Below are 21,457 nucleotides of genomic sequence, written 5' to 3'. Positions count from 1 at the left end.
GCTGCATTTGAAAAAAACAGGTGAGTGTGTTTTTGGGGAATGGATATGTACATATACCCTGAACGGGTATATCTAACGTTCCATCAAATAGTATAGTAACCAGACGGCGTGATGTTGTTCATCCCGTGCGGCGCGCGTAAAGATGCCTTTCGCTTTTAAGTTTGAGGTTTCCTCGGCCGCACGCAAGTAAAAGTCGACTGTTTTTTGTTCATCTTTAAAAGCGGCGTCCAGCCCTTTCGTGAAAGTGTCCGGGCATTCCTCCGTTTGTTTCGGCATGATGTGTTTGCCGGTAATGGCACCGTACAGTGTGGAAAATTCACGGAGGTGGCGCATTTCGTCACGCCTGATTTCTTCAATCTGCTTTCTGACTTCATCGCGGTGGGTAAGTTCGGCAAGCTTGCGATAACATTGGATCGCACTGAATTCTCCGTTAATGGCCTTTTCTAGATTCCGAATCAAAACAGGATCTTCCCGGTATGGCGCCGGATAGGGATAGTAGCTGTAATGCAAAAGGGTTCAGCTCCATTCTTAGGAATTGGGCTTCTGTAGAAGTATATGTAGGGCAGGAAGACATGTGCGGAGAAATTCAGCTTTTTATATGCGAAAAGGCCGTTTTTACCAATAGATCAGATTGGTCATTTTCGTCAACATTCGATAAAATATATAGAGATAAAAAGAGAGGGGTCTTCTAATTTGGGAGCAGAGTTTTTAGTAGGCAGGTCCGGGAGTGGAAAAACGAAGCTGATCATCGACAGCATTCAGGATGAACTGCGCCGGGCTCCATTCGGGAAACCGATCATTTTTCTAGTCCCGGATCAAATGACGTTTTTAATGGAATACGAGCTTGCTAAAACGCCTGATATGGGCGGAATGATACGTGCTCAAGTGTTCAGCTTTTCACGATTGGCCTGGCGCGTCCTCCAGCATACGGGAGGAATGAGCAGGCCGTTTCTTACGAGCACAGGCGTACAGATGCTCCTGCGGAAGCTCATTGAGGAGCATAAACAGGAGTTTAAAGTCTATCAAAAAGCAAGTGATAAAAGCGGATTTACCGCACAAGTTGAGCGGATGCTGACAGAGTTTAAGCGGTATTGTCTGGAACCGGAGGATATCCGCCGGATGGCGGAAAGCGGAACGGCTTCCGAGTATCGCGGAGAACGCGTTTTATCTGAAAAGCTCCATGACTTATCGATTCTGTATCAGCAAATGGAAAAAAGTCTTGCAGATCAATATCTTCACTCTGAGGATTATTTGACGTTGCTGGCAGAGCATATTCCGCTTGCGGAAGATATAAAAGGCGCGCATATCTATGTGGACGGCTTTTATCAGTTTACGCCGCAGGAATTCAGGGTGTTGGAGCAGCTTATGGTTCATGCAGAGCACATCACGTTTTCGCTGACAGCGGACAAGCCGTCTTATGAGCGAGAGCCGCATGAACTGGAATTGTTCAGAATGACGGGGAAAACGTATTACCGCCTGCATCAGAAGGCGAAGGAACTGAATTTGGACATTACCTATAAAGAGCTGAGCGGGATTGAGCGGCATACGCAGACGCCGGAATTGGCACATCTAGAGGCGCAGTATGAAGCGCGCCCGGCCATCCCGTACGCAGAAAAACAAGAGGCCTTTACTGTGATGCAAGCCGCAAACAGACGAGCTGAGCTGGAAGGCATTGCCCGGGAAATTCACACTCTAGTCAGAGAGAAGGGCTATCGCTATAAAGATGTAGCGATTCTTGCGCGCCAGCCGGAAGACTACAAGGATATGGTGAAGGAAGTTTTCGCAGATTACGAGATTCCTTATTTCATTGACGGAAAAGCATCTATGCTGAACCATCCGTTAATCGAATTTATCCGGTCGAGCATTGATGTTCTGAAAGGGAATTGGCGTTATGAAGCGGTGTTTCGCTGCGTGAAAACCGAACTGCTATTCCCGCTTAACGAGCCGAAGACTAAGGTGAGAGAACAGGTCGATCAGCTTGAAAATTACTGTATCGCCTACGGGATCAAAGGCGATCGCTGGACAAAGGGCGACCGTTTCCATTACAGACGTTTTGTGTCATTGGATGATGATTTTGCGCAAACCGATCAGGAAATCGAAATGGAAAACATGCTGAATGACACACGCGACTGGATTGTTCCGCCGCTTTTTCAGTTTCAAAAACGAATGAAAAAAGCAAAGACGGTTCAGGAGAAGGCGGAGGCGCTCTACCGCTATCTAGAAGAGACGGATGTACCGCTGAAGCTGGATCAGGAAAGACAGCGTGCTGAGGAAGACGGCAGAATCATTGAAGCGCAGCAGCATCAGCAGGCGTGGGATGCAGTCATTCAGCTACTTGAGGAGTTTGTTGAAATGATGGGGGATGATGAGATTTCTCTTGATTTGTTTCAGCAAATGATGGAAGCCGGCGCGGAGTCGCTTACATTTTCTCTAATTCCGCCTGCGCTTGACCAGGTGTTTGTCGGCAATATGGATTTATCCAGAATGTACGGCACCTCTTGCACCTTTGTGCTGGGGGCAAACGACGGCGTTCTGCCTGCACGCCCTGATGAAAATGGGGTGCTGTCGGACGATGACCGGGAATGGCTGAAAACGATTGGGATTGAGCTTTCCTCAGGCGGGCGGGAGCGTCTGCTTGATGAGCATTTCCTCATCTATATGGCGTTCTCCAGTCCGTCTGACCGGCTTTACGTATCGTATCCGATTGCTGATGCGGAAGGAAAAACGCTTTTGCCGTCGATTGTCATTAAACGGCTGGAAGAACTGTTTCCGCAGCATAAGGAGCGGCTGTTGACAAATGAACCTGAACAGGTCAGCGATGAGGAACAGCTTATGTATGTCGTCAATAAAAGCGTGGCACAGTCCTTTACCGCAAGCCAGCTCAGATTATGGACTCGGGAATACGACATCAGCGACGTCTGGTGGAGCACGTACAATGTGCTGATGAGTGAGCCGGACAGGCTGCAATCGAAAAAGCTGTTCTCAAGCCTGTTTTTCCGGAATGAAGTGAAGCAGCTTGAACGCAGCGTGTCGAGACAGCTCTATGGTGAACGCATTCAGGGCAGTGTATCGAGAATGGAAACCTTTAACGCGTGCCCGTTCTCCCATTTCGCATCACACGGGCTGCATCTAAAGGAACGGCAATTTTTCAAGCTCGAAGCACCGGATATCGGCCAGCTGTTTCATTCCAGCTTAAAGCTGATTTCAGACCGGCTGCGCGAGCAAAAAATGAATTGGCGCGATTTAACGAAAGAGCAGTGTGAACTGTTTTCCTATGATGCGGTAGAGCGGCTGGCACCGAAACTGCAAAAGGAAATTTTGCTCAGCTCAAACCGGCATTATTATGTGAAGGAAAAACTGCAAAAAATTGTGACACGTGTGTCCGGTATTTTAAGCGAGCATGCGAAAGCGAGCGGGTTTGTGCCGATCGGGCTTGAACTGGGCTTTGGAGGAAAAGGGCCGCTTCCGCCGCTGACCTTTAAGCTGAAAAACGGCTGCACGATGGAACTTGTCGGGCGAATTGACCGTGTTGATAAAGCAGAAAGCTCAAAAGGCCTGCTTCTAAGGATTGTCGATTATAAATCTAGCGACAAAGGCCTTGACTTAGCGGAAGTATATTACGGACTGGCGCTGCAAATGCTGACGTACCTTGATTTATCGATTACTCATTCAGCCGACTGGCTCGGAATGAGGGCGACGCCGGCAGGAGTGCTGTATTTCCATATACATGACCCGATGATTCAATCTAATCTCCCGCTTGGGCTTGACGAGATTGAACAGGAGATCTTTAAGAAATTTAAAATGAAGGGCTTGCTCCTCGGCGATCAGGAAGCGGTTCGCCTTATGGATACGACCCTTCAAGAGGGACGGTCAAATATCATCAATGCGGGCTTGAAAAAAGACGGCTCTCTCAGATCGGACTCAGCAGCAGTCGGCGAAAAGGAATTTGAGTTGTTGACGAAACATGTGCGCCGCACCTTCCAAGAAGCAGGCGAACAAATCACCGACGGACGCGTATCGATTGAGCCTTATAAAATGAAGAACAAGACGCCGTGCACATACTGTGCGTTCAAATCAGTATGCCAATTTGATGAATCATTAGAAGAGAACGAATATCGTCCGTTAAAGGCTGAAAAGGATAAGACGATACTTGAGTGGATAAAAAAGGAGGCAGATGGCAATGAACATTCCTAAACCGGCAGACAGCACATGGACAGATGACCAATGGAATGCCATTGTCTCAACCGGCCAGGATATTCTCGTAGCAGCGGCGGCGGGCTCCGGTAAAACCGCTGTGCTCGTTGAACGAATGATCCGGAAAATCACCGCGGAAGAAAACCCGATTGATGTAGACCAGCTTCTTGTTGTGACATTTACAAACGCCTCAGCGGCAGAGATGAAACACCGGATCGCGGATGCCCTGGAAAAAGAGCTTGTAAAACGCCCCGGCTCGCTGCATATCAGGCGCCAGCTGTCTCTTTTAAACCGGGCCAGCATTTCGACACTTCATTCCTTTTGCCTGCAAGTGCTGAAGAAATATTACTACTTGATCGATCTTGATCCGGGCTTTCGGATTGCTGATCAGACAGAAGGCGAGCTGCTCGGGGATGAGGTGCTGGACGAGCTGTTTGAAGACGAATATGCAAAGGGCGAAAAGGCGTTTTTTGAGCTTGTTGACCGCTACACGACAGATCGGCACGATCTGGATCTGCAATTTCTCGTCAAACAGGTGTACGAGTATTCCCGTTCCCACCCAAACCCGGAGGCATGGCTGGAAAGCTTTGTTCATTTGTATGATGTATCGGAAAAGAGTGCCATCGAGGAGCTTCCGTTTTATCAATATGTCAAAGAGGATATTGAGATGGTGCTTAACGGAGCGAAGGAAAAGCTTCAGCGCGCGCTTGAACTGACGAAAGTGCCGGGCGGTCCCGCGCCGCGTGCTGACAATTTTCTTGATGATCTTGCGCAGATTGATGAACTGATTCAGCATCAGGATGATTTTACTGAGCTTTATAAGCGGGTGCCCGCAGTCTCTTTTAAGCGCGTGAAAGCAGTAAAAGGGGACGAGTTTGATCCTACACTCCTTGAGGAAGCGACAGATTTGAGAAACGGTGCAAAAAAACTGCTTGAAAAGCTTAAAACCGACTACTTCACGAGAAGTCCTGAACAGCATTTAAAAAGCCTAGCCGACATGAAGCCTGTTATTGAAACGCTCGTACGGCTTGTCATCAGCTATGGAAAACGGTTCGAAGCCGCGAAGCAGGAAAAATCAATCATTGATTTTTCTGATTTGGAGCATTACTGTTTATCCATTTTGACAGCTGAGAATGAAACAGGTGAACGCGAGCCGAGCGAGGCAGCAAGATTTTATCAAGAGCAGTTTCATGAGGTGCTCGTTGACGAATATCAGGATACCAACCTAGTGCAGGAATCGATCCTGCAGCTCGTCACAAGCGGACCTGAGGAAACAGGCAACCTGTTTATGGTAGGAGATGTCAAACAGTCAATTTACCGATTCAGGCTTGCGGAGCCGCTTCTATTCCTCTCCAAATACAAACGGTTTACAGAAAGTGGAGAAGGCACGGGACGGAAAATTGACTTGAATAAGAATTTCCGAAGCCGGGCTGATATTTTAGATAGCACAAACTTTCTATTTAAACAACTGATGGGCGGCAAAATCGGTGAGGTTGATTATGACGAGCAGGCTGAGCTGAAGCTTGGTGCGGCGTATCCGGACAATGATGAGACGGAAACGGAGCTGCTGCTGATCGACAACGCAGAAGAGACGGATGCAGGCGAAGAAGCAGAAGAGCTGGAAACGGTGCAGTTTGAGGCGAAAGCGATCGCTAAGGAAATTCGCAAGCTGATTTCATCGCCATTTAAGGTGTATGACGGAAAAACGAAAACACACCGCAATATTCAATACCGCGATATTGTGATTTTGCTCCGCTCCATGCCGTGGGCACCGCAAATCATGGAGGAGCTGAGAGCTCAGGGCATACCGGTTTACGCCAATTTAACGTCAGGCTATTTTGAAGCGGTCGAAGTTGCCGTCGCGCTTTCTGTGCTGAAGGTGATCGATAACCCGTATCAGGATATACCGCTTGCCTCTGTTCTACGCTCACCGATTGTCGGAGCAGATGAAAACGAGCTGTCTTTGATCCGGCTTGAAAATAAAAAAGCGCCGTACTATGAAGCGATGAAAGACTATTTGGCTGCCGGCGACCGGAACGACGAGCTTTATCAAAAGCTGGAAACGTTCTACGGGCATCTTCAAAAATGGCGTGCATTTTCGAAAAACCACTCAGTATCTGAGCTGATTTGGGAAGTGTACCGCGACACGAAATACATGGATTATGTCGGCGGAATGCCGGGCGGAAAACAGCGCCAGGCCAATTTGCGAGTTCTCTATGACCGGGCGCGCCAATATGAATCGACGGCATTTCGCGGCCTGTTCCGTTTCCTGCGATTTATCGAACGCATGCAGGAGCGGGGCGATGATCTTGGAACGGCGCGAGCGCTCAGCGAGCAGGAGGATGTCGTCCGCTTAATGACGATCCACAGCAGCAAAGGGCTCGAATTTCCCGTCGTGTTTGCAGCAGGTCTCGGCCGGAATTTTAACATGATGGACTTGAACAAATCGTACCTGCTGGACAAGGAGCTTGGGTTCGGCACAAAGTATATTCATCCGCAATTGCGCATCAGCTACCCGACGCTGCCGCTCATTGCGATGAAGAAAAAAATGCGCAGGGAGCTGCTGTCAGAGGAATTGCGTGTTCTCTATGTTGCATTAACGAGAGCGAAAGAAAAACTGTTTCTGATTGGCTCGTGCAAGGATCATCAAAAACAGCTCGCAAAATGGCAGGCATCCGCGTCCCAGACTGACTGGCTTCTTCCGGAATTTGACCGTTATCAGGCAAAAACGTATTTAGATTTCATTGGACCGGCTCTTGCGAGACACAGAGATATGGAGGTTTTGGCTGAAAACGGTGCGGCAACGCATGCTGATATATCAGGACACCCGGCTCGTTTTGCCGTTCGAATGATTCATTCCTATGATTTACTGGATGATGATCTGGAAGAAAGGACGGAAGAAAAAAGCGAGCGCTTAGAAGCGATCCGCAAAGGTGAACCAGTTCCCGGCACGTTTGCATTTGATGAAAAAGCCCGCGAGCAGTTGAGCTGGACATACCCGCATCACGAGGTCACGCAAATTCGGACAAAGCAGTCGGTTTCTGAGATCAAGAGAAAAAGAGAGTACGAGGATGAATACAGCGGCCGGGCCCCCGTTAAACCTGCTGACGGAAGCATTCTGTACAGGCGCCCCGCTTTCATGATGAAAAAAGGCCTGACAGCGGCGGAGAAAGGGACGGCCATGCATACGGTTATGCAGCATATCCCGCTTACACATATCCCAACGATAGAAGAAGCGGAGCAGACGGTTCACAAGCTTTATGAAAAAGAACTGCTCACTGAAGAACAAAAAACCGCTATTGATATAGAAGAAATCGTGCAATTTTTCCATACAGAAATCGGCGGACAGCTGATCGGCGCTAAATGGAAGGACCGGGAAGTGCCATTTAGTTTAGCGCTTCCGGCCAAGGAAATCTATCCTGATGCACAGGAGGCAGATGAACCGCTTTTAGTGCAGGGGATCATCGACTGTCTCTATGAAACTGAGGACGGCTTATATCTCTTGGACTATAAATCAGACCGGATTGAGGGCAAGTTCCAACACGGCTTTGAAGGAGCGGCCCCGATCTTGAAGAAACGATATGAAACGCAAATTCAGCTGTACACGAAGGCAGTTGAGCAAATTGCAAAAACAAAGGTAAAGGGATGTGCGCTGTATTTCTTTGACGGAGGGCACATTCTGACATTATAGCGAGATCCGTAAGCTCCGGGAATTCAGACGGAGCGGATCTCGTTTTCTATACAAAAGAGAGGTGAAAGCATTTGCGGATTTTACATACGGCTGACTGGCATCTTGGAAAAACGCTAGAAGGAAGAAGCAGGCTGAGTGAACAGGCCGATGTGCTTGATGAATTGAATACGATTGTAAAGGAAGAGCAGATCGATGCCATTGTAATGGCAGGGGACGCGTTTGACACCGTGAACCCGCCGGCTTTAGCCGAGCAGCTGTTTTATGAAAGCTTGTCTGCGCTTAGCGACAGAGGAAAGCGCCCAATTGTTGTCATTGCCGGAAACCATGATAATCCTGACCGTTTGTCCGCCGCTTCACCGCTGACACATGAAAACGGCATTTATTTAATTGGCTATCCGACAACAGAACCGCTTCATATTGAAGTGCCTTCAGCAGGGGAGCTTTTGGCTGTCGGAGCGCTGGCGTACCCATCTGAAGCGCGGTTAAATGAAGTGCTTTCCGATACATTTGATGAAAAGCTGCTCCGTGATCATTATGACGTGAAAATCAGGCAGGCGTTTGAGCATATGACAAGCCGGTTCCGCAAGGATGCAGTGAAGGTTGCCGCCAGCCATATCTATGTGGCAGGCGGCAACCAAACGGATTCTGAGCGGCCGATTGAAGTCGGCGGCGCTTATACGGTGGCTGCTGAAAGCCTGCCTGCGGATGCAGCTTATGTTGCGCTCGGCCATTTGCATCGTCCGCAAACGATCAAGCGGGCGCGGACGCTTGCGCGTTATTCGGGCTCTCCGCTCGCCTATAGCTTTTCTGAAGCGGGATACGCCAAATCAGTGACGATCGTGGATGCTAAGCCGGGGGAAGAGGCCTCTTGGCGTGAGGTATTATTATCAAGCGGCAAGCCACTTGTGAAGTGGAAAGCCGCAAATGGCTTAAGCGAGGTGTACAGCTGGCTGGATGAAGGCAGGGATCAGAATGCCTGGATTGATCTAGAAATCCGTGTCTCGGACCAGCTGTCACTTGAAGAAATTCACAGGCTGCGAAAGGCGCACCCGGGCTTTATCCATATCAGGCCGGTTTTCGAAGAACAGAATAAAGACCGGGAACGGATCGAGGTCAAGCATGTGTCGATCGAAGACCGCTTTAAGAAGTTTTATGAAAAACAAACTGGCGGCGCGGTGCCGGATGAAGAAATGGTGAAGCTGTTTTTAGAGCTTGCATCAGGCATTGAAGAGGAGGATGCGAAATGAAGCCGATCGTCTTAAGCATTAAAGGGCTCCACAGCTTTAGAGAGGAGCAGACGATAGATTTTGAGGGTCTTTCCGGTGCCGGTGTTTTCGGCATTTTCGGCCCGACAGGAAGCGGTAAATCCTCTATCCTCGATGCAATGACGCTTGCTTTATACGGAAAGGTGGAGCGGGCGGCGAATAATACGCACGGAATTTTAAACCATGCGGAAGATACGCTGTCTGTTTCCTTTACCTTTGCGCTTCAGACGAATCATCAAATCTCTTACAAAGTCGAACGTGTTTTTAAGAGAACGGATGAAATGAAGGTGAAAACGGCACTTTGCCGCTTCATCGAAATCAGGGACGAGCATACGGTGCTGGCGGATAAAGCCAGCGAAGTGAATAAAAGAGTGGAGGAGCTTTTGGGGCTGACGATCGACGACTTTACGAGAGCGGTGGTCCTGCCGCAAGGAAAATTTGCTGAATTTCTGTCTTTAAAAGGGGCGGAGCGGAGACATATGCTTCAGCGTTTATTTAATTTGGAGCAGTATGGAGACCGGCTTGTGAAAAAGCTGAGACGGCAGGCACAGGAAGCCAATGCGAGAAAAAATGAAATGCTTGCTGAACAGTCCGGTCTTGGTGAGGCAAGTTCAGAAGCGGTTGAGCAGGCGGAACAGGCTCTCGAACAAGCAGAAGCACGGCTGGAAGCGATGAGAAAGAATCGTGATCAGGCAAAAGAGCGGTTTACGGAGTATCAGGAGATTTGGAATGTCCAAAAGGAAAAAGCCGCTTATGAGGAAGAGAAAAAACGTCTCGAAAAAGAACAGCTGCACGTAGACAGCATGAAAAAGCGTCTGCTGGAAGCCGAAACAGCCGCCGCTCTCAAGCCCTATGCGGACCGGTACGCAGAAGCAATCCAGCATGAGGAAAAAGCTGAAAAGGAACAAACGCTTGCTCAAAAGGATTTAGCAGACCGGACCGCTTTCTTTCATCAAAAACATGAAGAGTATGAAGAGTGGCGCCAGCATAAAAGCGGGAAAGAGCCTGAGCTTTTAACTGAGCAGGAACAGCTTTCCCGTTTGCAGGAGATCGAAGTCAAACTGAGTGAGGCCAAGCAAGACGAAGAGCGCAAAAAGGCTGAACTCCAGCAGAAAGAAGAGGCCCTTCAATCTGTCATGAATGAATTGGAGACTGTAACAGACCGTCTGACACGAGGGCAAAACAGACAGACGGAATTGAAGCAGCAGCTAAAATCCCTGCAAGTGACATCCGATGAGCGAAAAAGCTGCCAGCAGGCCGCAGAAATGGCATTGCGCATCAGACAGACTGAAGAGCAAATTAGAAAAGAGAAAAAACGAAGTGACGCATTGAACCTCGTGCTTCAGAAGATGAATGAGGAGAAAAGTACACTCGTTCAAAAGACGGAAGCGGAAAAAAGCAACATCATTCAGGCATATGAGGCTGTACAAACTGTGTACCATATGGTGTGTGAGACGGAACGTTCATTAACACGTATGACTGAGCAGGCTAAAAAGAGACAGCAAACGCTTCACTCGCAGCGTGAAAAAGCAAGAATGGCGCTGCTCACAAAAGAGTTAGCCGAAAAGCTGACCGCCGGAAAGCCCTGCCCGGTCTGCGGTTCAACCCATCATGATCCGTCTGCCTCAGTACATGAAACATATGAGCTCGACAGCAATCTTGAAAAGAACATCAAACAGACGGATGTGTTATTGACGGAAGCGGCAGCACTCAGCCAGGAGATTCTTTCAGCCAAAATTACGCTTGAAGAACAGTCCGCGCGCTTTATTGAACAGTGTCCGTTTTTGCAAACGATCCAAGCACCGAACCTTGAAGCGGCAGCTTCTTACGAGAACCAGCCGGTGCAGGAGGCATTCGATACTGCCACAATTGAATGGAAACAAGTCAAACAGGATATTCTTTCTGTTAAAACACGAATGGCACAAGTGATCAGCGCCTATCAGGAGTCTTTAAAAACGGCCGATCAGCTTAATGAAAAAATCGGTTTTGAACAAAGAGAGGCTGACCGGATTGACAGTATCATCGCTGAGCTTCAGTCCTCGATGGACAGCCGCCTGAAAATGTTTAAAGAAGCGTTTCAAGATCAGTCTGTGAATGAAGCGGAAAAATGGCAGCAAGCCATTGAAGAAAAGGATCGGGCTGCAGAAGAATGTGAAAAACGGATTGAGAAGAGCATCGCGTTTCTTGCTGAGCATGAAGCACAAAAGGAAAAGCTGCGGGAATCGGGACACCAGCTTGAACGGGAAAAGCTGGAGCTTCATTATGCGGCTGAACGCATCAAGAGCGTGATAGCTGATTATGAGCATGAGCTCGGAGATTACGCAAAAGGAGATTCGATCCAAATCAAACTCCGCTCTGTCCAGCAGGATCTAAAGCTGTTAAAGGAAAAAGAGCAATCTCTGTATGAAGAACTGCAAAGCGCCCAAACGATGCTCAATCAGGCGAAAAGCCGCGCTTCAGCAAGCGAGCTCACCCTTAAAGAGGCGAAGGACAGATTGGAAAAAGCGGAAGCTGCTTGGCTTGAGCATGCGAAAAGCACCCGTTTTACCCGGACTGAAGAGGTGGAGCGAAGTCTCATCCCAGACGCTGAACTTGAAAAGATGAAAGCGGGCATAGATCAGTTTATGGATAAACTGAAGCAAAATGCTGCAAACTTAGAACGAGTTGCAGAGATACTTGCCGGCAGAGCCTTATCAGAGAGCGAATGGAGCGAAACCGTTACGGCATTACAAGAAGCTGAGGACGCATTTGGCGCTGCTATAGAGGAAAAAGGCGCAGCAGCGAAAGCGCTGGCCGTCATTCGCGACCATCATAAACGGTTTAACGAAATTGAAGCTGAACTGAAGAAATGGCAGACACATATCGACAGGCTGGACAAGCTGCAAGCTGTGTTTAAAGGCAATACCTTCGTTGAATTTTTAGCAGAGGAGCAGCTTGAAAGCGTTGCGCGGGACGCATCAGCAAGACTTGGCATGCTGACGAGACAGCGCTATGCCATCGAAGTGGATTCAGAAGGCGGATTCGTGATGCGGGATAATGCGAATGGAGGCGTCAAACGCCCGGTATCCAGCTTGTCTGGGGGAGAGACCTTCCTCACCTCGCTTTCTCTTGCTCTAGCGCTGTCTGCGCAGATCCAGCTTCGCGGAGAATACCCGCTCCAGTTCTTTTTCTTAGATGAAGGGTTCGGCACCCTGGATCAAGATTTGCTTGATACGGTTGTGACAGCCTTGGAAAAACTGCAGTCAGACAACCTGTCTGTCGGTGTCATCAGCCATGTGCAGGAACTGCGGGCACGGCTTCCGAAAAAGCTGATCGTCCATCCGGCTGAACCGAGCGGCCGCGGAACACGGGTAACACTTGAGTTGATGTAAGGGAGGAGCGGATATGGCAAAGCAGATTGCCGGAATATGTGAGCTGTGCGGCCGAAGCGATGTCCAGCTGACAGAGCACCATCTCACACCGAAAGAGGAAGGCGGAACGTTTCTGCCGACAGCGATGCTCTGTATTCCTTGCCATAAACAGATTCATGCCTTATATAGCAATCAAGAGCTTGCCGTTCGATTAAACGGAATAGATGAACTCCGAAGCGATCCGCAGCTTGCCCGGTTTGTCAAATGGATCAGAAAACAGCCGCCTGAGAAGCTGATCAAAACAAAGAAATCAAATGAACGAAAAAAGAAAAAATGACTAAAAAGCAGCCCTCTCTTTGCAGAGCGGCTGCTTTTATCCGTTTCCAACCATATCTTGATCGCTGACATCGGGGTCTATATAATTTGTCGCGTTGACTCCATTGTTTAATAGAAGGAAATCTCCCGTGTTGCCTGCTCCCGAACCGAGCGCAGATTTTGAAGAGCTTTTCGGAGAAAGGTAAAAGGAATCACCAAAGTTTACGACTCCGCCCGATATGGAATTGATAGCTATAGGCCCGACAATTGCTGGCATAAACGACACCCTTTATCGAAGTCTCTGTTTATTATATGCTCTTGTCTGGCGATTGTGAGCGCGGAGACTGAATCTGCCGGATATGTTTAATCCGCGCGTCGCCGCGTACGACCGAAGCTGAGCCTGCATGAAAAACTGAAGAGGATGAGACCCCTTGAATTTTGATGTTGCGGACATAAATGACAGGCACCTCATGACAAAAAGCGGTTTGCACGCCTGTTTCCGGAAGAAGCTTTACAGCGGGCTGCTCAAAAATAGGGTACTCCTTTCTGTTAAATGAGCCTTCACTTTCATAAAACGTTGAAAGCGAGCGCTGAACAGCGAGCACTTTTATTTTCATATCGATTTCGTTTGTATCGCCTGCTTGAAAAACGCTTGCTATCCCAAGAGAGTTGAATTTAATCTGTCTGATGCGTGATATACGCTTAAACATTATTGTCTGACGGCAGCGGAGCAAACGGACCAATAATGAGAGATTCAGGCGGCGTATCGAAAATGGAAGATAAATAGATGGATTCTGCGTCTCCAATGTGGAAAACAGAGGAGCTGGATACACCATTCATCCGGATATCCCCGACTTCCAGGTTGCGGTTGATGACTGTAAAGATCATGCTTGCTCATCTCCTTTCATTTCTGATGGAATATGCTCCAGAAAGTGTTCTACAGCGCGGATGACATCACGCTTCACATGCTCAGCGATATGTTCTGCATATTGTGCAGGCGGTGTATTTTCTTCTTTTTTGATATGGGACATATAATAGTGAATCCGGCTGTCCATTTGTTTTCTGATGTCTTCAATGACATGATGCTTGTTTGTATCGTCAAGCCTGCTGTTATATTGGTTTTCAAGCTGTTCCAAAACATCTGGGATTTCCTCGGTTAAGTACATGTCAACATTCTGGCGGATCTGCTGCATGAGCTGAGCGCTCTCTTCCTGTTGCATCATCCCGATTTCAGGTGTTGTTTGGCTGACTTCAAAATTTTGGACGCTGTTCGGGTCTGTCGGATTTAAGCCGATATTCAAAGTCCCGTCAAGTCTTTCGATTTTCAGCTGATCAAATTTATACTCCACACGCTCAATGGTAGTGGCCGGCCGCTGTTTCATCGTATTCATTTCAGTTTGAATCTCTTTTAGCTGACGTTCGAGCTGCTGAATATGAAGCGCCTGCTGCTGAACGAAGGAATTCAAGTTTTGCAAGTAAGAGGAAACAGATTGATCATACATGTCTTTCACCTCTTTCATATGATTAACGGCCAGGAGGCTGGAGCGGAACCAATGAACCTGTATCGGGCTCCTGTAATTCAACTGGCTGCCCCTGAGCGGAAACCTCGGGAGCCGCTTCTACATAGCTGCCTGTATTGTACAGGTTAGAAAGCGATTTAATGGACCCGGCGCTTCCGATTTGCAGAATGGAGGAGTTGCTGATTGATTCCAGCCGGAGATAGTTAATTTGAATGGTTTGATTAATATAAAAGTTCATGAAGCACACTCCTTTACGCATTCCCTGCGATCGGCTGATCAACTGCATCGTTGTCATACACATTCGTCGCGTTTTTGTAATTCATCACCTTGAGGCTGTCACCGGTATTAAAACTGCCCGCACCGGCAAACGTTCTGACCTCGGCTTGAGGAGAAATCGTAATACAGTCCCCGATGTGAATGACTCCGCTCGTACCAATCGCATTAATTTTAAACGCTCCGACAATGGCCGGCATACGAGCACATCCTTTGTTGAAAAATTGAAAAAAGGCAGGTAAAGTAAAAATAGAATTTAATTTTAATTGGGCTATTCACGATAGCTTATGACAAACGCACATATGTGTGAGAGAAATTTAAAGGTGGGCATATCGGCTTTGAATGTAAGCGATCGCATTTTTTGGTCGTTATGTCTAAACATTTCAAAAGCGGGTATTTTATCTGAGCGGAAATGCGGCGAAGAGTGCCGCTATCCGCCTGCGTGATTTTTGTTTCAGTTTCTTTGGTGTTTTTGCGTGAAGAATTGCGTTTGGAGTATGTCGTGCTGCGGTATTCGATTTTCGGACGGACATATTCTCGCCCCAAGGTATATTCCAGAAGTGCTGAGCAAAAAGCGGAGTTACATGTGGTGTATTCAAATTGTTATAGATAATGATTTACATACGGGAGTTTTCGGGATATCCCCCAAAAATCATCTCTTCTTTAATTCGGGTGTTCAGCAGGCTATCCAGCTTTTGGCTGCATTGAATCGTTTCTTTGGAATTCATGCCGTATTTTTGTGCTGTTTCAATTAGTGTGACTCTCATTTCTTCAATTTTACTGTTCATTACACTATCTCCAATTCAGAATTTATTTTGATAAACACAGGATATCGTTAGTATAACCCATTTTTACTGAAAAGGTTGCCTTTCGTCAATTTGACTAAAAAAGCGACATTTTTTGCTGCGGCCTTTTTAATGGAAGAAAAGGACTATAGTCTCGCTAAGTGTACTTGCAAAAAGTCCTGCCGCTTCTCAATTTCTCTAAGTATGTTTGTCTGCTCCTTTTCGAATTGCAAGGGGCTTTTTTTTATGAAAGGATCATCATCAGCTTTTTGACAAATGTCATGATGCCATTCGCTGATGAAAGGAGACAATCGTTCAATGGTAAACGACCGGTTCAGCACGTTTTTCATTAACGTGTGATATTGAGACCGGAAGGCGGGAATGGCAAGAAGCCTTGACGAAAGCGTCCGTCCTTTTGTCAGCAGAGGGTCTTCGTCAGATATTCCGTGTGCGGCAAGCGATCTGGTCTCTATCGGTGAAACGTGTAGCCGGCCCGCTTCGTTTAAACAAAATGTGTAATAAAAGCCTTGATTGGTGCAGGCGCTGCCGATCAGCCACAAAAAAAACAGTTTGACATCCAGATACATTTTAATGCGTTCAGCCAATTCGTCATCTTCAGCTGTGCGGATCAGCGTCAGAAATTCGTATAAGAACGGGGAAGGTTCATTTTTAAAAACGGACAGCGGAACCCTCGGATCGGCTGTCTTCATAAGGTAACTTGTTCTATCGGCTAGCTGATGGTTCTTGATGCTCAAATAAATGCCTTCTGGCTCGCCATTGATGGTCAGAAAGCTGTACGATGCAGCGGGAGCAGGAACGCCGATCTGGTTAAAAAAACAATAAGCGAGCCTGCGCCGCATCAGGGACGGATCATCCTGTTCCGCATTCAAAAAAAGTGTGCTTTCACCAAGCAGAGACTTTTCCCAGTTGATTTCATAGGATACCTTTTCCGCCTTGTCACGCTGTGTGAGAAGAATGGGAGAAACTGATCGGTTTGTCACCAGAAGCCCTTTGGCAGTACCTTTACGATTCAGCTGCTGCCGATGAAAAAATAAATGTACGTTCTCCATATTCTTGCCTCCTCCTCAAAACGACATTTGTATGATATGTGCAGCAAGCCTGTCCTGAAACGAAATGAAAACGGATATGAGAAAAAGGGATTTCAGCATTCGACAGAGAATACATGAAGGAGATTCTGATTTAAAAGATGATGGAGGAATAACATGAAATTTGCGACAGGGGAACTTTACAACCGAATGTTTGTCGGCCTGATTATTGATGATGAGAAAATTATGGATTTGCAAAAGGCTGAAAAAAAACTGTTTGAACTTGAGACGATTCCGGGATCGCTGATTGAATGTATCGCAGAAGGGGATAAATTTGTTGCGCATGCAAGACAACTGGCCGAGTGGGCAAAGAAACCGAATGATGAGCTGGGGTCATTTATGTATTCATTATCCGAGGTGAAGCTTCATGCACCCATTCCTAAGCCGTCAAAAAATATCATCTGCATCGGCAAAAACTACAGGGATCACGCGATTGAAATGGGAAGCGAAGCTGACATTCCGGAGCATCCGATGGTATTTACAAAATCGCCGGTAACGGTTACAGGGCACGGTGATATCGTAACCAGCCATGAAGAGGTCACCTCTCAGCTTGATTATGAAGGAGAGCTTGCTGTCGTTATCGGAAAAAGCGGCACTCGCATTTCAAAAGAAGACGCCTATGACCATATTTTCGGATATACGATTGTGAATGATATCACGGCGCGTGATCTGCAAAAAAGGCATAAGCAGTTTTTTATCGGAAAAAGCCTGGATACGACATGTCCGATGGGACCCGTCCTTGTACATAAATCATCGATTCAGGAGCCTGAGCGCCTCAAGGTTGAAACAAGAGTCAACGGCGAGCTGCGCCAATCCGGTTCGACGAGCGATATGATCTTTTCCATTCCGGAATTAATTGAAACCCTCTCAAAGGGGATGACGCTTGAAGCGGGAGACATCATTGCCACCGGTACGCCGTCCGGAGTCGGAAAGGGATTTAAGCCGCCAAAATTCTTGCGGCCAGGTGACAAAATCGACATTACGATTGACCCGATCGGAACGCTGTCAAACCCAATCGGCTGAATCAATCAGGAGTCGGGGCTCGAACCCGCCCGTTTTTTCTGAGACTCATCTTTGTGGCAGAGGACAAGTTCATGGTACTATAGGTGGGGTAATTTATCTGTTAGGGGGAACATGTATGACACATCTACATATTACGACATGGGTGGTAGCGCTGATTCTGCTTTTCGTCAGCTACTCGCTGTATTCGTCAAGAAGTGCGAAGGGCGCAAAAATTACTCATATGATTCTGCGGTTATTCTATATCCTTATTATTTTGACAGGAGCTGAGCTGTTTGTCCGTTTCGCCAACTGGAACGGAGAATATGCCGGCAAAATGATTCTTGGCATTATCACCATCGGCCTGATGGAAATGCTCCTTATCCGCAAGAAAAAAGAAAAATCAACCGGAGGCTTATGGATCGGCTTCGTCGTTGTCCTTGTGCTGACAGTGCTGCTCGGTCTGCATTTGCCAATCGGTTTTCAATTGTTTTAATAGAAAAAGCACGAACCCGGCCCTATGATGGAGTCGGGTTTTGTGTATTTCCTCCCTTATATTCCAAATCATTTAAAATAACCTTAAAATTCCCTGTAAGCGGTATCTCGTCCTATGAAATTATGATACCTTCAAGAAGATTCATTATTTTGCAGGAGGGATATCATGAAACGCAGAAAATTCAGCTCGTTTGTGGCGGCAGTGCTCATTTTTGCACTGATCTTCAGCCTTTTTTCTCCGGGAACCAAAGCGGCAGCGACCAGTGCAATAGATCAGGCGGCTGCTCTGGAAAACGGCAAAGAACAGACAGGCACCATGAAGGAACCAGAACAGGTGAAATGGTACAAAGTGACTCCGGGAAAAACGGATATTCAGAAAAACTCACATATGGCCTTGTCCGTAAAGAGTGATTCAGTACTGAATGTATCTGTATATCCAAGTATGGAAAAAGCGCTTAAAGATGAAACGTTTGAGATGTACCGTTCTTACACGGCGGAGGATGGAAAAAGCGAAATTATTTTTCCATACGCGTGGAGCGGCCCTTACTATGTAAAAGTTGAATACCTCGGAGAAGAAGAACCAGAGGACGGCGAAACGGCAGAAGTGGCTGCGGAAGCTAAGTATTCGATTGGGTATAAAGGCACGAAAAAGCAGCCGTCAGATTTAGAACAGGAAGAAGCTTGTCCGGTGGAAATGAGTGTCGATCAGAAAAAATCGGGAAAAAGCATCCTGGACAAGCTGAGAGCGATTCGTGATGAGCAGCTGAGCCAAACAGCAGAAGGCAAAGAGCTGACTAGCCTTTACTACAAAGCGGCGCCGTTTATCGTGGCAAAGCTCGCACTCAATAAAACAGCGAGAAATGAAATCTATCAAGATCTTGTGACATTAAAGCCGTTGTTTGATGATGTATCAGAAAACGGAGCGTCATCTTCATATAAGATGACTGAAAAGGATCAAAAAGCAATCAACCGGCTATATGATACAGCTTTACAATCAGTCCCGTCTTTCCTTAAAGAGGAGATAAAGAAACAGGCGGAACGATTAAATATCAAGCAGCTGCAAGGCAAAACAGCAGGAGCTATTTTAACAGAAAACAGTATTGCGGCAAAAAGTGAAGTTCAGACAACAAAGGTCATTTTCAAGGTGAAGAACAATAAAAGCCTCTCATCCGTACATAATGAAATGAAGGGCTTTTCTGCAAGTGCGCAATCGAAAAAAGACATTTCCAATGTGAAAAAGGCAAAGAAACTGTTTGACAATCTGTATTCATTTGAGCTTCCGAAAGACGAGAAACAGAACGGCACATATACGGCAAGCGCCAAACGGGTCAAAAGCGCTGCTGCGACATTATCCAAGATGTCTAACGTAGAGTTTGCGGAACCTGTGCAGGAATACAAAAGCCTGTCACACGATATTCAATACCCTTACCAATGGCCGCTTAAAAACAACGGTGAAAACGGCGGTGTCAAAAATGCGGATGTGAAATATGAGCCTGCCAGCACCTTGCTGTCCAAACGCAAGCTGAACGATACATTGATTGCAGTAGTAGACACAGGTGTGGACAGCACGCTTGCTGATTTAAAAGGAAAAGTAAGAACCGATCTCGGACGCAATTTTGTCGGACGGAATAACAACGCAATGGATGATCAGGGGCATGGGACACACGTCGCAGGCATTATTGCCGCCCAAAGCGATAACGGCTTTTCTATGACTGGATTGAATGCCAAAGCGAAAATTATCCCAGTAAAAGTGCTTGATTCCACAGGTTACGGAGATACTGAACAGATTGCCCTCGGCATCAAATATGCTGCTGACAAAGGAGCCAAGGTGATTAATTTAAGTTTAGGCGGAGGCTACAGCCGCGTACTTGAATTTGCATTGAAATACGCAGCAGACAAAAATGTCTTGATTGCCGCAGCCAGCGGGAATGACGGAGCCAATTCCTTATCTTATCCTGCTTCTTCTAAATATGTGATGTCAGTCGGAGCAACGAACCGCATGGATATGACTGCTGATTTCTCTAACTATGGAAAAGGTCTGGATATATCTGCTCCAGGGTCTGATATCCCGAGCTTAGTGCCGAACGGAAATGTCACGTACATGAGCGGAACATCTATGGCGACGCCATATGCTGCCGCTGCTGCAGGATTGCTGTTCGCTCAAAACCCTAAGCTGAAAAGAACAGAAGCAGAGGATATTTTGAAAAAGACGGCAGATGATATTTCCTTTGAAAGCGTGGATGGCGAGGAAGAAGAAATGTATGACGATAATGGCGATCCGATTGACATTCCAAAGACGCCTGGAGTTGACTGGCACTCAGGTTACGGGCGGCTGAATGTCATGAAGGCTGTCAGCGCAGCTGATATACAGCTCAAGGTCAACAAGCTTGAAAGCACACAAACAGCTGTCAGAGGAAGCGCGAAAGAAGGCACGTTTATCGAGGTCATGAACGGCAAGAAAAAACTCGGCAGTGCCAAAGCCGGAAAAGACGGTGCGTTCAAGGTCAATATCCCAACTCAAAAACAAGATCAAGTACTGTATGTGAAAGCGACAAAAGGCGATGCAAAAACATCTTATAAAATTGTCGTGGTCAAAGGAAAACCTTCCGGCACACCGAAGGTAAATGCAGTGAAAACGAAGGATACGGCAGTGAAAGGAAAGGCGAACAGCAAGGCAATGATCAGAGTGAAAAACAAATCAAAGAAAGTCATTGCTTCTGCCAAAGCTGACGCGAAAGGAACGTTCACGGTGAAAATCAAAAAACAAAAAGCCGGAACGGTACTGTATGTCACGGCTGCTGACACAGACAAAAAAGAAAGCAAGGATGTAAAAGTTGTTGTTGAGAAGTAATCAAAAAGCGGTGCTCGCTGCACCGCTTTTTTTATTTGCGCCCCCGCTGGACTGCTGAATACATAATGGATCGCTTTCCATTGGAAGCCGTCCATTCAAATCGGTCTCCTGTCCCGTCATGGCTGTAGTGATGCTGCATCGCGCATTGGGCGGTGTCGTTTGAAAAGTGATAAAACGAAACACCCTGCTCCTCTGATGTATTCGAAAAGACGCCTTTATTATAAGAAAAGACGCAATCGAATACCGATAAGCCAAAGCTGTGCAAGTGCTGTAAAAATGCGAGAAAAGTTTCGTCATCAAGCGAATCCAAAAGCGCCATGAGCGGCCGCTTGACCGATTTTTCATAGCGGATGCGTTCTCCGCCTGAAAGGGAGATGTTTTCTTCACCGCATGCCAGAATCAATTTATCCTGAAAGCCGGCCTGTTCCCACTTTCCTTTATGATGGATCCAGATTGGGCTGTGATGGAGACTGTCTGCAAGCAGTATATCGCCTTCCCCGTTTTCGATTAAACAGATGCCATCTTCGATGAGGATGGTACCGTATTCCCATTTTCGTTCCTCTTTATATAATAATTGTTTCCGTTTCATGCATGCTGTCTCCTTTTTCTTTTT

At 47.1% G+C, this 21,457-nt stretch carries 18 protein-coding genes; 8 read left to right on the top strand and 10 right to left on the bottom strand.

Annotation, left to right across the window (positions count from 1 at the left end):
* Positions 1–72: 72 nt before the first annotated feature.
* Positions 73–510 (bottom strand): ferritin family protein, encoded by a 438-nt coding sequence (locus tag Q5C82_RS06760; RefSeq protein ID WP_003224414.1) that lies wholly within the window; start codon positions 508–510, stop codon positions 73–75.
* Between the two features lie 183 nt (positions 511–693).
* Between Q5C82_RS06760 and addB the strand changes: the two genes are divergently transcribed.
* The 5 genes from addB to hlpB all read left to right on the top strand — a co-directional run bounded on the left by addB (position 694) and on the right by hlpB (position 12,837).
* On the top strand, positions 694–4,194 hold the full coding sequence (addB, locus tag Q5C82_RS06755; protein ID WP_003224417.1) for a helicase-exonuclease AddAB subunit AddB: 3,501 nt from the start codon (positions 694–696) through the stop codon (positions 4,192–4,194).
* Positions 4,181–7,885, top strand: a complete 3,705-nt coding sequence (addA, locus tag Q5C82_RS06750) for a helicase-exonuclease AddAB subunit AddA (RefSeq protein WP_003224421.1) — start codon at positions 4,181–4,183, stop codon at positions 7,883–7,885. The genes addB and addA overlap by 14 nt, the downstream gene beginning before the upstream one ends.
* Positions 7,886–7,956: 71 nt before the next feature.
* Positions 7,957–9,132 carry an exonuclease subunit SbcD gene (gene sbcD / locus Q5C82_RS06745; RefSeq protein WP_003224424.1) on the top strand — a complete coding sequence of 392 codons (1,176 nt, stop codon included), beginning with the start codon at positions 7,957–7,959 and terminating at the stop codon, positions 9,130–9,132.
* Complete coding sequence (sbcC, locus tag Q5C82_RS06740) at positions 9,129–12,521, top strand: exonuclease subunit SbcC (RefSeq protein ID WP_003224426.1); 3,393 nt, start codon at positions 9,129–9,131, stop codon at positions 12,519–12,521. Before sbcD ends, sbcC begins: the two co-directional genes overlap by 4 nt.
* A gap of 13 nt (positions 12,522–12,534) precedes the next feature.
* Entirely contained in the window at positions 12,535–12,837 is a 303-nt protein-coding gene (hlpB, locus tag Q5C82_RS06735; protein ID WP_003224428.1) for an HNH nuclease-like protein HlpB, read from the top strand.
* A gap of 36 nt (positions 12,838–12,873) precedes the next feature.
* On the opposite strand, the gene Q5C82_RS06730 is transcribed toward hlpB, so the two are convergent.
* From Q5C82_RS06730 to Q5C82_RS06695, 8 genes are all read right to left on the bottom strand, one after another.
* The gene (locus tag Q5C82_RS06730; RefSeq protein ID WP_003224430.1) at positions 12,874–13,092 is read right to left on the bottom strand and encodes a spore germination protein; all 219 of its coding nucleotides are present in this window, start codon (positions 13,090–13,092) and stop codon (positions 12,874–12,876) included.
* Between the two features lie 31 nt (positions 13,093–13,123).
* The gene (locus Q5C82_RS06725) at positions 13,124–13,525 is read right to left on the bottom strand and encodes a spore germination protein GerPE (RefSeq protein ID WP_013307955.1); all 402 of its coding nucleotides are present in this window, start codon (positions 13,523–13,525) and stop codon (positions 13,124–13,126) included.
* Positions 13,518–13,703: a spore germination protein GerPD gene (gene gerPD / locus Q5C82_RS06720; protein WP_003224434.1), complete on the bottom strand. Its 186-nt coding sequence runs from the start codon at positions 13,701–13,703 to the stop codon at positions 13,518–13,520. The genes Q5C82_RS06725 and gerPD overlap by 8 nt, the downstream gene beginning before the upstream one ends.
* Positions 13,700–14,317, bottom strand: a complete 618-nt coding sequence (locus tag Q5C82_RS06715; protein ID WP_003224436.1) for a spore germination protein GerPC — start codon at positions 14,315–14,317, stop codon at positions 13,700–13,702. The genes gerPD and Q5C82_RS06715 overlap by 4 nt, the downstream gene beginning before the upstream one ends.
* A 22-nt stretch (positions 14,318–14,339) precedes the next feature.
* On the bottom strand, positions 14,340–14,573 hold the full coding sequence (locus Q5C82_RS06710; RefSeq protein ID WP_003224438.1) for a spore germination protein GerPB: 234 nt from the start codon (positions 14,571–14,573) through the stop codon (positions 14,340–14,342).
* A gap of 13 nt (positions 14,574–14,586) precedes the next feature.
* Positions 14,587–14,808: a spore germination protein gene (locus Q5C82_RS06705; protein ID WP_003224441.1), complete on the bottom strand. Its 222-nt coding sequence runs from the start codon at positions 14,806–14,808 to the stop codon at positions 14,587–14,589.
* Between the two features lie 417 nt (positions 14,809–15,225).
* Entirely contained in the window at positions 15,226–15,396 is a 171-nt protein-coding gene (locus Q5C82_RS06700) for an aspartyl-phosphate phosphatase Spo0E family protein (RefSeq protein WP_003224444.1), read from the bottom strand.
* 143 nt (positions 15,397–15,539) lie between these two features.
* Complete coding sequence (locus tag Q5C82_RS06695) at positions 15,540–16,463, bottom strand: CotH kinase family protein (protein WP_003224445.1); 924 nt, start codon at positions 16,461–16,463, stop codon at positions 15,540–15,542.
* Positions 16,464–16,616: 153 nt separating this feature from the next.
* Between Q5C82_RS06695 and Q5C82_RS06690 the strand changes: the two genes are divergently transcribed.
* The 3 genes from Q5C82_RS06690 (at position 16,617) to wprA (ending at position 20,844) form a co-directional block, all read left to right on the top strand.
* A complete protein-coding gene (locus tag Q5C82_RS06690) occupies positions 16,617–17,522 on the top strand; it encodes a fumarylacetoacetate hydrolase family protein (protein WP_003224447.1) in 906 nt (301 codons plus the stop codon).
* Positions 17,523–17,637: 115 nt separating this feature from the next.
* Positions 17,638–17,994 carry a YisL family protein gene (locus Q5C82_RS06685; RefSeq protein WP_003224449.1) on the top strand — a complete coding sequence of 119 codons (357 nt, stop codon included), beginning with the start codon at positions 17,638–17,640 and terminating at the stop codon, positions 17,992–17,994.
* 165 nt (positions 17,995–18,159) lie between these two features.
* Positions 18,160–20,844, top strand: a complete 2,685-nt coding sequence (wprA, locus tag Q5C82_RS06680; protein ID WP_003224451.1) for a cell wall-associated protease WprA — start codon at positions 18,160–18,162, stop codon at positions 20,842–20,844.
* A gap of 31 nt (positions 20,845–20,875) precedes the next feature.
* Here the strand turns inward: wprA and Q5C82_RS06675 are convergent, their stop codons facing one another.
* On the bottom strand, positions 20,876–21,433 hold the full coding sequence (locus tag Q5C82_RS06675; protein WP_003224453.1) for a DUF2777 domain-containing protein: 558 nt from the start codon (positions 21,431–21,433) through the stop codon (positions 20,876–20,878).
* Between the last annotated feature and the right edge of the window lie 24 nt (positions 21,434–21,457).

This window comes from uncultured Bacillus sp. (genome assembly GCF_958411575.1).
Classification (GTDB): Bacteria; Bacillota; Bacilli; order Bacillales; family Bacillaceae; genus Bacillus; species Bacillus spizizenii.
This window is presented reverse-complemented; position numbering and strand designations above follow the sequence as displayed.